The sequence below is a fragment of the Paraburkholderia sp. GW821-FHT02A12 genome (assembly GCF_059422005.1).
Map to the genome: position 1 here is coordinate 3,582,871 of NZ_JBWKWA010000001.1, position 14,502 is coordinate 3,597,372.

Annotated in this window: 10 protein-coding genes; 8 read left to right on the forward strand and 2 right to left on the reverse strand. The window is 65.4% G+C overall.

The genetic code is table 11. The features are described from left to right. Nucleotides 1-361 precede the first annotated feature (361 nt). Entirely contained in the window at nt 362-1,930 is a 1,569-nt protein-coding gene (locus tag AC07WT_RS16325) for a gamma-glutamyl-gamma-aminobutyrate hydrolase family protein (protein ID WP_494947756.1), read from the reverse strand. A 150-nt stretch (nt 1,931-2,080) separates the two neighbouring features. Then, entirely contained in the window at nt 2,081-3,838 is a 1,758-nt protein-coding gene (locus tag AC07WT_RS16330; protein ID WP_492593712.1) for a cation:proton antiporter, read from the reverse strand. A gap of 208 nt (nt 3,839-4,046) precedes the next feature. On the opposite strand from AC07WT_RS16330, the gene AC07WT_RS16335 reads away from it, so the two are divergent. The 8 genes from AC07WT_RS16335 to xdhC all read left to right on the forward strand — a co-directional run bounded on the left by AC07WT_RS16335 (nt 4,047) and on the right by xdhC (nt 14,486). Further along, nucleotides 4,047-4,733 carry a DUF2848 domain-containing protein gene (locus tag AC07WT_RS16335; RefSeq protein ID WP_494947757.1) on the forward strand — a complete coding sequence of 229 codons (687 nt, stop codon included), beginning with the start codon at nt 4,047-4,049 and terminating at the stop codon, nt 4,731-4,733. Between the two features lie 7 nt (nt 4,734-4,740). After that, the gene (locus AC07WT_RS16340) at nt 4,741-6,090 is read left to right on the forward strand and encodes an MFS transporter (protein WP_494947758.1); all 1,350 of its coding nucleotides are present in this window, start codon (nt 4,741-4,743) and stop codon (nt 6,088-6,090) included. A gap of 129 nt (nt 6,091-6,219) precedes the next feature. Further along, nucleotides 6,220-6,900 (forward strand): GntR family transcriptional regulator, encoded by a 681-nt coding sequence (locus tag AC07WT_RS16345; RefSeq protein ID WP_494947759.1) that lies wholly within the window; start codon nt 6,220-6,222, stop codon nt 6,898-6,900. 59 nt (nt 6,901-6,959) lie between these two features. Beyond that, entirely contained in the window at nt 6,960-8,339 is a 1,380-nt protein-coding gene (locus AC07WT_RS16350) for an amidase (RefSeq protein WP_494947760.1), read from the forward strand. Between the two features lie 128 nt (nt 8,340-8,467). After that, a complete protein-coding gene (locus AC07WT_RS16355; RefSeq protein WP_492593707.1) occupies nt 8,468-8,977 on the forward strand; it encodes a disulfide bond formation protein B in 510 nt (169 codons plus the stop codon). Nucleotides 8,978-9,379: 402 nt separating this feature from the next. After that, a complete protein-coding gene (gene xdhA / locus AC07WT_RS16360) occupies nt 9,380-10,927 on the forward strand; it encodes a xanthine dehydrogenase small subunit (protein ID WP_494947761.1) in 1,548 nt (515 codons plus the stop codon). After that, on the forward strand, nt 10,927-13,347 hold the full coding sequence (gene xdhB, locus AC07WT_RS16365) for a xanthine dehydrogenase molybdopterin binding subunit (protein ID WP_494947762.1): 2,421 nt from the start codon (nt 10,927-10,929) through the stop codon (nt 13,345-13,347). The genes xdhA and xdhB overlap by 1 nt, the downstream gene beginning before the upstream one ends. A gap of 122 nt (nt 13,348-13,469) precedes the next feature. After that, on the forward strand, nt 13,470-14,486 hold the full coding sequence (xdhC, locus tag AC07WT_RS16370; RefSeq protein WP_494947763.1) for a xanthine dehydrogenase accessory protein XdhC: 1,017 nt from the start codon (nt 13,470-13,472) through the stop codon (nt 14,484-14,486). Nucleotides 14,487-14,502 lie beyond the last annotated feature (16 nt).

Here is a 14,502-nt window from a genome sequence, read left to right on the forward strand (position 1 = left end):
AATGATTTGACCAAGTGAATCCATCAATCGCGCAATAAACGCTTTCGCAGATGCCCAAAACGCAACGATCCGACTCCTGCGGATGCTCGCAATCCGTGTTGGATTCGCGCCAATCCAGCGCTAATCGTGAACCGCAATTTAGAGATAGATGAATAGACCGAGGTGCGCGTTATATCGCATACCTGACTATCTTGTCAAAGCGGATGCGATTGAACGGCAAATCGAAAGCTTGCCGGCGGCAGGTCTGAAAAATAAGCGGAAAAGAAGCGAAAGGACAATTGCTGCACGAGACGCCGCGCCCAACGGCAGGGCGGCGCCTCGTGCACATCGGCTTCAAAAACGCAGATCTAAAACCGCGGCTTTAAAAGCGCGTCTCGCGCGCCACTCGCAGGAACGTATCGAGCAACGGCGTGCAATCGAGTAACTCGGCGCCACCCGCGCGATGAAACTCCGGGTGCCACTGCACGCCCATCACGAACGGCGCGCGCCGATAGCGCACGGCCTCGATGATGCCGTCCGACGCCGATACCGCCTCGATATTCAGATCGCGGCCCAGCGTCTTGACCGCCTGGTGGTGGATCGAATTGACAATCGCGTCGCGGCGGCCCGGGAACATATTCGCCAGCGTCGAGCCGTCCGGGAAGTGAATGCCGTGGCGATGCTGGTCGTAGTTTTCGTTGACGTGCGCGCCGGCGGTCGGCACCTCGGTGGCGATATCCTGGTACAAGGTGCCGCCGAACGCCACGTTGATCAGCTGACAGCCGCGGCATACGCCAAGCACCGGCTTGCCCGACTCGATGAATTCATGCAGCAGTTCGAGTTCGTACATGTCGCGCACCCGGTCGCCCGGCCACTCGTGGCTGGTCGCGGCTTCAGCATACGATTGCGGCGAGACGTCCGCGCCACCTTGCAACAGCAGGCCGTCGAGATGCTTCGCATAGTCGCGCAAGCGGATGTTGCTCGGATGCAGCATGCCCTGATGGCCGACCGTCGGAATCATGAACACCAGCACGTCACGCGACATCACCCAGTGCGCAACCGATTCCTCGAGGTATTGCAGCGTCTTGCCGCGCAGCCCCTTCGCGCCCGGCTCAGGATGGAAAATGCGCGCCGACACGCCGATGCGCAGCGTGCGCTGCGTGATCCGCTGCCCGGCGCGATCGAACAATTGGCGCGCGCGCGCTGCCATGATGCGGCCGAATACGGTCCACGCCGAATCGTTGTGCTTCAGGTAACGCGGCGGCGACGGCGGCAAAGCATTCGGCGGCGGCGGGTTCGACGCAGTGAAGTCGGGCGCGGCGCCGAAACCCGGGGGCGGCGAGCCGGTCCGGCGCGCCGACGAGGCTGCCGCCTCTTGCGTCTCTTCCACTGCCGCCTCATCCGCCGGCACGGTCACTTGCCCGGCAATCGACTCGCTGCTCGTCAGCGTTGTGGGACGCGTAGCGGCATAGCGCACATCGCGTGCGTCGCGCTCATGGACGGCGGCCTCCTGACGCGCGGTCGACGCTGCGGCCGAGCTGCGCGCTTCGGCCGCGGCGCGTTGCTGCGCCGTTCGCGGATCGGCGCGCGTGACGACCGCCGCGCTATCCGGACCGTCGGTCGACGACCTCACGGCCGCCTCTTCGGCAGCGGGCGCATTTGCTGAAGAATCAGCCGGCAGTGCGGTCGAACGCGATGCGCTGGGAGCCGGCGTTGCGGCCGCGGTGGCAGCCTTCGTCGCAGTCTCGTCCGACCCGGACGAAGCAGCCGGGCTCACTACGTCCTTGATCGGGGATTGGATGGAATCTTCGTGGGAGATCGGCAGAGAGACCGCCGGCTCACCCAGCGTGATGTCGGGTTTCGCCGCCCCCGTGGTTGCGCCGGACGGTGGCGCCGATGACGGCGCGGGACCGCCGGGCTTGCCGGCATTTTCAGGTTTGTTTTCGCTCATGACAGTCAGACAGGCGCCTTCCACGCGAACGAATGAATATGCCCGGATTATCCGCCAGCGGGCCAAGCCCCGCAAACCCGCACACAATTGCTCACATTGTTCTGCGCCACGGCGCAAGCCCGACTGGCTTGGTGATCGCCCAGGGATCGCTTAGGGATCCGGTTGTTCGTCGAAGGTTTCGCGCAACGCGATCTGCATCGCCGCATGGATTTTCACGCACCAGCGCCATAGCAGCGCCAGCAGCAGCGCAGCGCAGATGAGCACCGCGGTCAGCAGGCCGGTTGGCGGCAAGATGCCGCCCGAGAGCACCGCGACCAGCAGAAACACGCCGACCATCGAGACCACCGGCACCAGATCGGAAATCGCATAGCGGATCGCGCTCGTGAAGCGCCCCGCTATCGCCGGCTGCACGCTCACCTCGGCGAGCAGCAACGCGAGCGACTTGGTCTTACGATAGACGGCCACCAGGAACGGCATCGAAACGAATAGCGCGAGGCTCCACAGCACGACACGCTGCAGCGGCTCGGAGGCCAGCCAGCGCGCGAGCCAGTTGCTGGTGTAAGGCGCGCTATACGAGACGATCAGAAAAATCGCCGCGACCAGCGCGAGATTCACGGCAATCTGCAGAATGATCCGCCGCGTCATGCTGAACAGCGTCGGCTCGCCGCTCCCGGTGCTCAAGCTGCGCAGCCACTGGCCGTACATGCCGAACACATTGGCGATCGTGCGCGGCATCGCCCGGCCGAGGCGCTGGGTCAGCGGATCGGCGGCGCGAATCAGGTACGGCGTGAAGAGCGTGGTCAATGCGGATACGGCAACCGCGATCGGATACAGAAACGCGCTCGTCACCTTCAGCGTCAGTCCGAGCGACGCGATGATGAACGAGAACTCGCCGATCTGCGAGACGGTCATGCCGACCCGCATCGCCGTACGGCCATCCTTGCCAGCCAGAAAAGTGCCGAGCCCGCACGAGACGATCTTGCCGACGATCACCGCCACCGTAATCACCGCGATCGGCCATGCGTAGTCGACCAGCACGGCCGGGTTGAGCATCAGGCCGATCGTCACGAAGAAGATCGCGGAAAACGCGTCGCGCAGCGGCGCGATCAGATGCTCGATCCGATGCAGATGGCGCGATTCGGCCATGATCGCGCCGATCAGAAACGCGCCGAGTGCGATGCTGTAATTGAGCTTCACCACCAGCAGACAGAAGCCGAAGCAGAAACCGAGCACCGACACCAGCAGCATTTCGTCGCTCCTGGTACGCGCCACGTAGTTCAAGGCGCGCGGCACCAGCAGAATGCCGACCACCAGCGACACCGTCATGAACAGCAACAGCTTGCCGAGCGTGACCACCGCCACACCCGCGCTCAGCTGCCCCGTCTGTGCGATGCCGGACAGCAGCACCAGCATTGCGATGGCGAGAATATCCTCGACGATCAGAATCCCGAACACCAGTTGCGCGAAGCTCTCGCGCTTCAGGCCCAGCTCCGAGAGCGCCTTGACGATGATGGTGGTCGACGAGATCGCCAGAATCGCGCCGAGAAACAGCGAATCCATCGAACTCCAGCCGAACGCGCTGCCGATCTCGTAGCCGATCCACAGCATCAGCACGATCTCCGAGAGCGCCGCGACGATCGCCGTCGCGCCGACCTGGAAGAGTTTGCGCAGACTGAATTCGAGTCCGAGCGAAAACATCAGGAACACCACGCCGAGTTCCCCGAGCGTCTGGATGGTCTGCTCGTCGTGGATCAGCTGGAACGGCGGCGTGTACGGCCCGATGATCACGCCCGCGGCGATGTAGCCCAGCACCACTGGCTGTTTCAGGCGATGGAACAGCACGGTGACGACGCCGGCGAGCGCCATCACGACCGCCAGATCCTGAATGAAGCCAACGCCGTGATGCATGGATGCGTCCCTTACAAAAAGTAATGCGTTAAAAACCGCAGTGTAACGCACGCATGCGACGCGCCAAAAACGCGCAAATGCCGACAGGACCGCGGGTTGGTCATACCCAAGGGATCGCCGGAGTCGCCAGCCAGAATGTTTTTGACACGCTGGACGCATGTGAAATATCACAATAATATTTGTCGAATATTTTCTTCGGAGTCGAGTGATGCGGCGGGTGTCCTTTAATGTTGTGGAGCGTTCCGGCGGCGGCAGCGCCGATGTCGTCGAAGTCAATCGTCTGACCATCGCCGGTTGGGCTGGGCGCGACCAGGCCGCCATCGAGCATCACGTCGCCGAACTGGCGGAACTCGGCGTGAAGCGCCCTTCGACCACGCCATGCTTCTACCGCCTTGGCGCGGAATTGCTCACGCAGGCCGAACAGATCGACGTGGTCGGCGTGAAATCCAGCGGCGAAGCGGAGTGCGTGCTGGTGCGCTCGAACTCCGGGCTGCTCGTCACCGTCGGCTCCGATCACACCGACCGCGAAGTCGAGGCCTACGGCGTCACCGTGTCCAAGCAGGTCTGCCCGAAACCGGTCGCGCGTGATGCATGGCGCTTCGAGGACGTGTCCGGCCACTGGGATCAGCTGGAATTGCGCGCGTATGCCGTCGCCAACGGCGCGCGGCGCGTCTACCAGAAAGGCAGCGTCGCTTCCCTGCTGCCGGCCGCCGATCTGCTGGAACGCGCACCGCTCGCGCAAGGCGCTGCGATGTTCTGCGGCACGCTGACGGTGCAAGGCGGCATCGCCGGGATGGCCGACGGCGACGCGCTCGAACTCGAACTGCACGACCCCGTCCTGAACCGCACGCTGCGCCACGCGTATCGCGTGCGAGCGCTTCCTATCGTCGAATGAGGCATTCATGAACTCCCCTTCGCTATCCGCTGCCGACGCCTCTTCCGACGCGTGGCTCGAAGCCGCCGCCTTGCGCAAGATCACCTGGCGCATCATGCCGTTCCTGTTTCTCGTCTACGTCCTGTCGTACCTGGATCGCGTCAACATCGGTTACGCGAAGCTGCAGTTCACCGGCGACCTCGGCCTGTCGAACGCGGCGTACGGACTCGGCGCGGGGATCTTTTTCTTCGGCTATTTCGTATTCGAAGTGCCGAGCAATCTGCTGCTGAAGAAGTTCGGCGCGCGCGCCACCATCGCCCGCATCACGATGCTGTGGGGCCTGTTGTCGTGTCTGATGATGTTCGTGCGCTCGGAAACGATGTTCTACGTGCTGCGCTTTTTCCTCGGCGTCGCCGAAGCCGGGCTGGTGCCGGGCGTGGTGCTGTATCTGACTTTCTGGTTTCCGTCCGACCGGCGCGCGCGGATGGTCGCCGTGTTCATGGCGGCGATTCCCGTGGCGGGCATCATCGGCGCACCGCTGTCGGGTTTTCTGATGTCGGCGCTGCACGAAGCACACGGTTTGCGCGGCTGGCAGTGGATGTTCCTGATCGAAGGCATTCCGTCGATCCTCGCCGGCTTCTGGGCCCTGGCCATCCTGCGCAACACGCCCGCCGAAGCCGCATGGCTCACCGCTGACGAAAAGCGCGTGATCCTTAACCGCATCTCGCGAGAAAACACCGCGGCGGCAGCGGCCGGCGCCGAACATAGCCTCGCGGCGGCGTTGCGCTCGGGCCGCTTCTGGCTGCTGACGCTGATCTACTTTTGCCTCGTCACCGGCAACGCGGGCTTCTCGTTCTGGCTGCCGCAGATCGTCAAGGACCTCGGCGTCACCAACCTCGTCAGCAACGGCTTCGTGACCGCGATTCCTTATCTGGCGGCAGGCGTCGGCATGATCCTGATCGGCCGCTCGTCGGATATCACGGGCGAGCGCCGCTGGCATTACGCGGTGTGCTGCTTCATCGGCGCGGCCGGCTTGCTCGGCAGCGCCTCGGTGACGAACTCGATTCCACTCGCCGTCACCGGCTTGTCGATCGCGTATGTCGGCATCCTGGCGGGCTTCGGCATCTTCTGGTCGATGTCCACGACGTTCCTGCAAGGCACGGCGGCGGTCGCGGGTATCGCAGTGATCAACTCGATCGCGAACCTCGCCGGCTACGTGAGCCCGTATGTGCTCGGCGTCGTCAAGGACGCGACGCATAGCGTGACTTTCGGGCTGGTGCTGATCGCGGGGGCGCTGATCGTCGGCGGACTGGTCACGCTGATGATGCCGCGCGTCAAGGTGCAGCACGCGGTGGCGGTCACGCCGAGCCGCGCCTGATCGGTCGTGACGCGGCGGCTCGCCGTGATGCCATGGCGGCGCGGGTGATCCGCTCGCGCGCTCGCGCTTACGCCGTCCGCGCAAAACCTTGCTCTACAATGCGGACGACATTGCCCGCTCCCTCTTCACATGACGCTTTTGCAGACTGCCCGCCCCACGAAGCCCACCCGCGAGACCGCCAGCGCGAGCCTCGCCGAACAGGCCTATGCGGTCGTCAAGCGCGAGATCATCACGATGCGCCTGCGGCCGAGCGAGGTGCTCAACGAAGCGGAATTGATGGCGCTGACCGGCATCGGCCGCACGCCCGTTCATCAGGCATTGCACCGGCTGGTGCACGAAGGCATGCTGACCATCATGCCGCGCAAGGGCATCATGGTGCGCCCGGTCTCGCTCGACGACGTGCTGGCGATCATCGACGTGCGGCTGGTCAACGAGAGCTACTGCGTCGAGCTGGCCGCGCGCCACGCGCAGCCGCACGATTACGATGCGATGCAGGCGCTGCTGGACCGCTCGGCGGTCTGCGTCGCGGCGCACGATATCGAAGGCATGATGGATATCGACCGCGAGTTTCATCTGGCGATTTCAGCGGCTTCACGCAACCCTGTGCTGGCCGACATTCTGCGCGGGTTGCATGAACGGTCACTGCGCTTCTGGTTCATTTCGCTGTCCGAGCCGCACCATCTGGAAGATGTGCATGAAGAGCATCTCGAACTGTTCCGCCTGCTGCACGAACGCGATGCCGAAGGCGCCCGCCAATCGGTGCAAAAACATATCGAAGCGTTCCGCGCGACCCTATTCAACCGGATTTAACCGGATTTAAGCGAATCTGACCGACCCCAATCGCCCCTAATCGGATCTGGACCACCATCATGGCCACTGAATTCACGCCCTTCCCGCCGCTTGCCCAGCTTGCCGCCGATCTTGCCGCCGGCCGCACCACCAGCCGCGCGCTCGTCGAAACCGCGCTCGAACGGATCGCCGATCCGGCCGGCCAGGGCGCGGTCGCCTTCATGCACGTCGATGCCGGCAGCGCCCGCGCCGCCGCCGATGCGCACGACCGCCTGCGCGCCGCCGGCACGGTGCTCTCGCCGCTCGCCGGGATTCCGGTGTCGGTCAAGGACTTGTTCGATATCCAGGGCCAGGTGACGCGCGCCGGTTCGGTCGCGCTGGCCGACGCGCCCGCCGCCACTGCGGATGCGGTCGCGGTCGCGCGTTTGAAGCGGGCCGGCGCGGTGATCGTCGGGCGCACCAATATGAGCGAGTTCGCGTTTTCCGGCCTCGGCCTGAACCCGCATTACGGCCACCCGCTGTCGCCTTATCAGCGCAGCGTGAAAGGCGACGAGCGGATTTCGGGCGGTTCGTCGTCCGGGGCGGCGGTGTCGGTGGCGGACGGCATGGCTGCCGTCGCGCTCGGCACGGATACCGGCGGCTCGATTCGCATTCCGGCCGCGTTGTGCGGCCTGACCGGCTTCAAGCCGACCGCCGGGCGCATCCCGAAACAGGGCGGCGTGCCGCTTTCGCCGACGCTCGATTCGTTCGGGCCGATCGGCGTCTCGGTGGCGTGCTGCGCGCTGGTCGACCGGATGCTGGCCGGCCTCGAGCCGCGCATCCCGGCGGCCCGGCCGCTCGAAGGCGTGCGCCTCGGCGTGTTGACCAACTATGTGACGGACGGCGTCGAACCGGCGGTCGCCGCCGCGCTGGACACGGCGCTCAAGCATCTGGAAGCGGCCGGCGCGATCGTCACCGAAGTGCGTTTCGCGCCGCTCGACCGCCTGCCCGAAATCAACCGCTTCGGCTTTGCGCCGATCGAAGCGTATGCATGGCACCGTCCGCTGCTGGAGAAGCATCGCGAGCAATACGATCCGCGCGTGTTGGTCCGCATCCTGAAGGGCCAGCCGGCCAGCGCCGCCGACTATCTGGATCTGCTCGCCGAACGCGAGGCGCTGCTCGACGAAGCTGCGCGTACGCTATGGCAGCGTTTCGACGCGGTCGTCGCGCCGACCGTGCCGGTCGTGCCGCCGCGCGTGGCCGATCTGGAACACGACGACGACGCCTTTGGCCGCACCAATGCGCTGATCCTGCGCAACCCGAGCGTCTTCAATTTCCTCGACTCCTGCGCGCTGTCGCTGCCCTGCCATCTGCGCGGCGACGCGCCGGTCGGCCTGATGCTGGCAGGCGCGCCGCACGCCGACGATGCGTTGCTGGCCATCGGGCGCGGCGCCGAAGCGGTGCTCAAGGCGATCCGCTGACACGGGGAACACGCAAACGCACGCAGAAGCACGCGAAGGCGCGATGAGCGTCAGGGCGGGGGTTCGCGCTAGAATCGCGGGCACTCGCCCTTTCTCGTTTTTTCCGTCCATCGACCGCTACACGATCCATGAACAATGACAACGTAATGCTGCGCCGCGAGCGCTCCCTGCTGGTTCTGCTTGGCCTGATCTGCGTGGGGCTGGTGGCCGGCGCACTGTATTTGCAGTACTTCAAGCACGAAGACCCGTGTCCGCTGTGCATCATCCAGCGTTACTTCTTCCTGCTGATCGCGATTTTTGCGTTCCTCGGCGCGCGCTTCAACAGTTGGCGCGGCGTGCGTCTGCTGGAAGCGATGGCCGTCCTGTCGGCGCTGGCCGGCATCGTGACGGCCGCGCGGCATGTGTATGTTCAGGCGAATCCGGGCTTCAGCTGCGGCTTCGACGCGCTGCAGCCGCTGGTCGACAGCTTGCCGCCCGCACGTTGGCTGCCGGGTGTGTTCAAGGTTGCCGGGCTTTGCGAAACGCCGTATCCGCCGATTCTTGGTCTGTCTTTGCCGGCGTGGTCGCTGGTGGCGTTCGTGGTGGCTTTCGTGCCGCTGGCGCTGAGCCTGTACCGCAATCGCAACCGGGTCAGCTGATTCTTTGGCTTCGCACCGGGCTTTGGGCCACCCGCATTTGCGGCTGGCCCAAAGCCCGGTGTTTTAATGCGACCCGCCCCGAGCGAATCCCGCTTTGAATCCCGCTTTGAATCCCGCCGTCAATCCCGCTTTGCCCCCCGCCGGCCCACTCTCTTCCCCCACTGCGCCCCGCCCCGCAAGGCTGTGCAGCCTCCGTCCCCGCCTCACGCAACTTCCCGGCTTCGCACGAATCGTACTTATCTCATGACCGCTTCCGAATAAGCTTCATGCGACATGGGAAATATTTTCGGGACAAGGTGGTGATATCTTCGAACATGGATGGCGATCTACGTGCGCGAGGCCGGTTTTGGCACGACCCCATGCGTAACGCGCGCCCGGTCCGCAATGTCTTTCGGATTCGCCATGACAACGCAAACCATCCGTTTTTACCATCAGGGGGCCGTCCGTGAAGTCGCGGACGTGCCTGCGTCGCGCACCGTGCTCCAGCACCTGCGCGAGGATTTGCATTGCACCGGCACCAAGGAAGGCTGTGCGGAAGGCGACTGCGGCGCCTGCACCGTCGTGGTCGGCGAACTCGACGGGCCAGGCGGCCTCGCGCTGAAAGCGGTCAACGCGTGCATCCAGTTCCTGCCGACACTCGACGGCAAAGCCCTCTTCACCGTCGAAGACCTGCGCGCCGCCGACGGCGCCCTCCACCCTGTGCAACAGGCCATGGTCGATTGTCACGGCTCGCAATGCGGCTTCTGCACGCCCGGCTTCGTGATGTCGATGTGGGCGCTGTACGAAAACCAGCCGGCCGCCGCGGGCCTGCCCACCCGCGACGCAATCAACGCCGCCTTATCCGGCAATCTGTGCCGCTGCACCGGCTACCGGCCGATCGTCGAGGCGGCGCAGAAGATGTTCGACTATTCGCAATACCCGCGCGTCGCGCTGGACCGGGCAGCCGTCGTCGAAAAACTGCGCGGAATCCAGCGCCGCGACACTTTCGAATACAGCGCGCCCGACACGCGCGGCGCCGCCTTCGGCACGCCCACCTTCCGCGCGCCGCTCACGCTCGAGGCGTTCGCCAGGCTGCGCGCCGCGCATCCTCACGCGCGCCTGCTGGCGGGCAGCACCGACGTCGGCCTGTGGGTCACCAAGCAGTTCCGCGATCTCGGCGACATTTTGTATATCGGCAACGTCGCCGAATTGAAGACGATCGAGCGCGACGCGCAGACGCTGACGATCGGCGCCGCCGTCACGCTCGAAGACGCCTACGCGGCACTCGCCGTCGACTACCCGGAGATGGCCGAACTGTGGACGCGCTTCGCCTCGCTGCCGATCCGCAATGCCGGCACGCTCGGCGGCAATGTCGCGAACGGCTCGCCGATCGGCGATTCGATGCCCGCACTGCTCGCGCTCGGCGCCGAAGTCGTGCTGCGGCACGGCCCGAAAACCCGCACGCTGCCGCTCGACGCGTTCTACCTCGGCTATCAGAAGAGCGCCCTCGCGGCCGGCGAATTCGTCGCCGCGCTGCGCGTGCCGCGTCCGCCGCGCGATCTGCGCTTTCGCACGTACAAGGTGTCGAAGCGCTACGATCAGGACATCTCCGCGGTATGCGCCGCGTTCGCGCTGCATATCGGCGAAAACGGCGCGATCAGGCAAGCGCGCATCGCGTTCGGCGGTATGGCCGCCACGCCCAGGCGGGCCGCGCAAACCGAAGCCGTGCTGAACGGCGCGACGTGGGACGAAAGCACCGCGCGGCAAGCGATGAACGCACTCGTCGCCGATTACCAGCCGCTCACCGACATGCGCGCCTCGAGCGCCTATCGACTGAAGGTAGCGCGCAACCTGCTGTGGCGCTTCTACCTCGAAACGCGCGACGACGCGCCGCTCGCCCTCTTCGACGTGAATGCGTTCGCGTTCGAAGCCGGCGCACCGGACGCGGCCGTCGCGAAGGAGCCGTCGTGATGAACCGGACCGATGCTTTCGTCGAACATGCGGAAAAGCGGGTTGAACAGCACCCAGCCGTACATGACCGCGAGACGGCGATCGGCGCGCCGCTGCCGCATGAATCCGCCGCGCTGCACGTGAGCGGCGAGGCCACCTACACCGACGACGTCCCCGAACTGCAAGGCACGCTGCACGCGGCGCTCGGGCTGTCGCGCCATGCGCACGCACGGATCGTCTCGATCGACCTGGAGGCGGTGAGAAACGCGCCGGGCGTGATCGCCGTGCTGAGTTCCGCGGACATTCCCGGCGAGAACAACTGCGGCCCGGTGCTGCACGACGACCCGATTCTCGCCGTCGACGAAGTGCTGTATCTCGGTCAGCCGGTGTTCGCGGTAATCGCCGAAACGCATGACCTTGCACGCCGCGCCGCCGCGCTCGCAAAGAGCGACGACGTAATCCGCTACGAGCCGCTCGAAGCGATCCTCACGCCTGGCGAAGCGAAGGCCGCGAAACAGTTCGTGCTGCCGCCGCTGCATCTGAAACGCGGCGAGCCCGACGCGAAAATCGCCGCCGCGCCGCATAAGATCAGCGGCACCTTCGAAGTGGGCGGTCAGGAGCAGTTCTATCTCGAGGGCCAGGTCGCCTACGCGGTGCCCAAAGAAATGGACGGCATGCTCGTCTACAGTTCGACGCAGCATCCGAGCGAAATGCAGCAGGTGGTCGCGCATATGCTCGGCTGGCCGGCGCACAACGTCGTATGCGAATGCCGGCGCATGGGCGGCGGCTTCGGCGGCAAGGAATCGCAATCGGCGCTGTTCGCGTGTGTCGCCGCGCTGGCGGCGAAACTGCTGCGCCGTCCGGTCAAACTGCGCGCCGACCGCGACGACGATTTCATGATCACCGGCAAGCGGCACGACGCGGTCTACGAATACGAAGCCGGCTTCGACGACAGCGGCCGCATTCTCGGCGCGCGCGTCGAAATCGCTTTGCGAGCGGGCTATTCCGCCGATCTTTCCGGCGCGGTGGCCACGCGCGCCGTCTGCCACTTCGACAACGCGTACTACCTGTCCGACGTCGATATCGTCGCGCTGTGCTGCAAGACCAATACGCAATCGAACACCGCGTTCCGCGGTTTCGGCGGTCCGCAAGGCGCGCTGGTGATGGAAGTGATGCTCGACAGCATTGCGCGTCAATTGAAATGCGATCCGCTCGACGTGCGGCTCGCCAATTACTACGGTATCGGCGAGCGCGATACGACGCCGTACGGACAACGCGTCGAAGACAACATCATCGCGCCGCTGACCGATGACCTGCTGGCCTCCAGCGACTACCGCGCACGCCGCGCGGCGCTGGCCGCCTTCAACGCGAAGAGTCCGGTGCTCAAACGCGGCATCGCGTTCTCGCCGGTGAAGTTCGGCATCTCGTTCAATGTGCCGTTTCTGAATCAGGCCGGCGCGCTGGTGCATGTGTACAAGGACGGCTCGGTGCTCGTCAATCACGGCGGCACCGAGATGGGCCAGGGGCTCAACACAAAGGTCGCGCAAGTGGTGGCGAGCGAACTCGGTTTGCCGCTCTCGCGCGTGCGCGTGACGGCGACCGATACGTCGAAGGTCGCCAATACCTCGGCGACCGCCGCCTCGACCGGCAGCGACCTGAACGGCAAAGCCGCTGAAGCCGCCGCCCGAACGATTCGCGGACGCCTCGCCGAACTGGCCGCGAAGCAGCTCGGCGGCACCGCGGACGCCGTGGAATTCGCCAACGGCGAAGTGTCGGTGAACGGCGGGGCGATGCCGTTCGAGCAACTGGTCGGCGCCGCGTATCTGGCGCGCGTGCAGCTGTGGTCCGATGGTTTCTACACGACGCCGAAAGTGCATTGGGACGCGAAAACGCTGACCGGTCACCCGTTTTATTACTTTGCCTATGGCGCGGCGGTGTCGGAAGTCGTGGTCGACACGCTGACCGGCGAATGGAAACTGGTGCGCGCGGACATGCTGCACGACGCCGGCCAGTCGATCAATCCGGCGATCGACATCGGCCAGGTGGAAGGCGGTTTCATTCAGGGCATGGGCTGGCTCACCACCGAAGAACTGTGGTGGAACCGCGATGGCCGCCTGATGACGCACGCGCCGTCGACGTACAAGATTCCTGCTGTGAGCGATACGCCCGCCGCGTTCCATGTGCGGCTGTATCGCAATCGGAACGCCGAGCCGACCGTGTTCCGCTCGAAGGCGGTCGGTGAGCCGCCGTTGTTGCTGCCGTTCTCGGTGTTCCTCGCGATTCGCGACGCGGTTGCGGCCGCGGCGCCCGGCGCGGACAATGCGCCGCCGCTGCGCGCACCCGCCACGCCTGAGGCGATTCTCGATGCGCTGGACGCATTGCAAGCGCCCACGCTAACCGCAATGGCAACCGATCCGGCCATCACCGACACAACCGCTTAAGCACGCCGTCAAGCACGTTAGCAAAGCAGACAAAGCGAAGGCCTGACGCGGCACGAACGCTTCAGACCACACTCAACCGGCCGCACGGACACCCCGCACGGCCACGCATGGAGAACTGCCGGATGCAAGCCTGGCTACCCGATCTGCAACAACTGCTCGCACACGGCGACGCCGCCGTGCTGGTGACGGTCGCGCGCGTCGAGGGTTCGGCGCCCCGCGAAGCCGGCACCAAGATGATCGTCACGCGCGATTCGGCCAAGCACACGATTGGCGGCGGACACCTCGAATGGAAAGCCATCGAGACCGCTCGCCAGGTGCTGCGCGACGGCATGCGCTCGCCGTATATGCGCCGCCTCGAACGCTTCGCGCTCGGGCCCAGTCTCGGTCAATGCTGCGGCGGAGCGGTGATTCTCGCGTTCGAGCGCCTCGACATCGGCGACCTCGGCTGGATCACGTCGCTTGCGAAACGCGTGGCCGCGGGTCTTTCGACGGTGCGTAGCGTATCATTCGGCCCCGCACCGGATGTGGTGATGCTGTCCGACCCCGAGCCCGGCGTCGATGCCGCCGACTGCCTGTTGTGGGACGGCGCCGGCTTCGACGACAGCGGCGCGCTGCTCACCGAGACCATCGCGCCAGGCGACTTCGCGGTCGTGCTGTTCGGCGCAGGTCACGTGGGCGCGGCGCTGGTTCGCGTGCTCGCCACGCTGCCCTGCCGCGTGCGCTGGGTCGATGAACGCGACGCGCAGTTTCCGCCCGCGGACACGCCGCATGCGCCGAACGTGCAGATCGATCCGAACGACGCCCCCGACGAAGCGATCGACCAGGCCGCGCCGAACACGTACTTCATCGTGATGACGCACAACCATGCGCTCGATCTCGAGTTGGCCGAACGCATCTTGCGGCGCGGCGACTTCGCGTTCTTCGGCATGATCGGTTCGCACAGCAAGCGCAAGCAGTTCGAGCATCGGCTCGCCGCGCGCGGCATCGATCCGTCGCAGATCGCGCGGATGAAGTGCCCGCTCGGCGTGGACGGCATCGTCGACAAGTCGCCGGAGATCATCGCGATCTCCGCGGCTGCGCAAGTGCTGCAGGCCGTCGAGGCGAACGCGGGCACGCATCATGCGGCGCAGACGGCCTGATAGCCTGATGACCTGA

Excerpts from the sequence above, each read along its gene's own strand:
- AC07WT_RS16325 (WP_494947756.1), bottom strand. The coding sequence starts at position 1,930 with ATGAGCGAAAACAAACCTGAAAATGCCGGCAAGCCCGGCGGTCCCGCG.
- AC07WT_RS16330 (WP_492593712.1), bottom strand. The coding sequence starts at position 3,838 with ATGCATCACGGCGTTGGCTTCATTCAGGATCTGGCGGTCGTGATGGCG.
- AC07WT_RS16335 (WP_494947757.1), top strand. The coding sequence starts at position 4,047 with ATGCGGCGGGTGTCCTTTAATGTTGTGGAGCGTTCCGGCGGCGGCAGC.
- AC07WT_RS16340 (WP_494947758.1), top strand. The coding sequence starts at position 4,741 with ATGAACTCCCCTTCGCTATCCGCTGCCGACGCCTCTTCCGACGCGTGG.
- AC07WT_RS16345 (WP_494947759.1), top strand. The coding sequence starts at position 6,220 with ATGACGCTTTTGCAGACTGCCCGCCCCACGAAGCCCACCCGCGAGACC.
- AC07WT_RS16350 (WP_494947760.1), top strand. The coding sequence starts at position 6,960 with ATGGCCACTGAATTCACGCCCTTCCCGCCGCTTGCCCAGCTTGCCGCC.
- AC07WT_RS16355 (WP_492593707.1), top strand. The coding sequence starts at position 8,468 with ATGAACAATGACAACGTAATGCTGCGCCGCGAGCGCTCCCTGCTGGTT.
- xdhA (WP_494947761.1), top strand. The coding sequence starts at position 9,380 with ATGACAACGCAAACCATCCGTTTTTACCATCAGGGGGCCGTCCGTGAA.
- xdhB (WP_494947762.1), top strand. The coding sequence starts at position 10,927 with ATGAACCGGACCGATGCTTTCGTCGAACATGCGGAAAAGCGGGTTGAA.
- xdhC (WP_494947763.1), top strand. The coding sequence starts at position 13,470 with ATGCAAGCCTGGCTACCCGATCTGCAACAACTGCTCGCACACGGCGAC.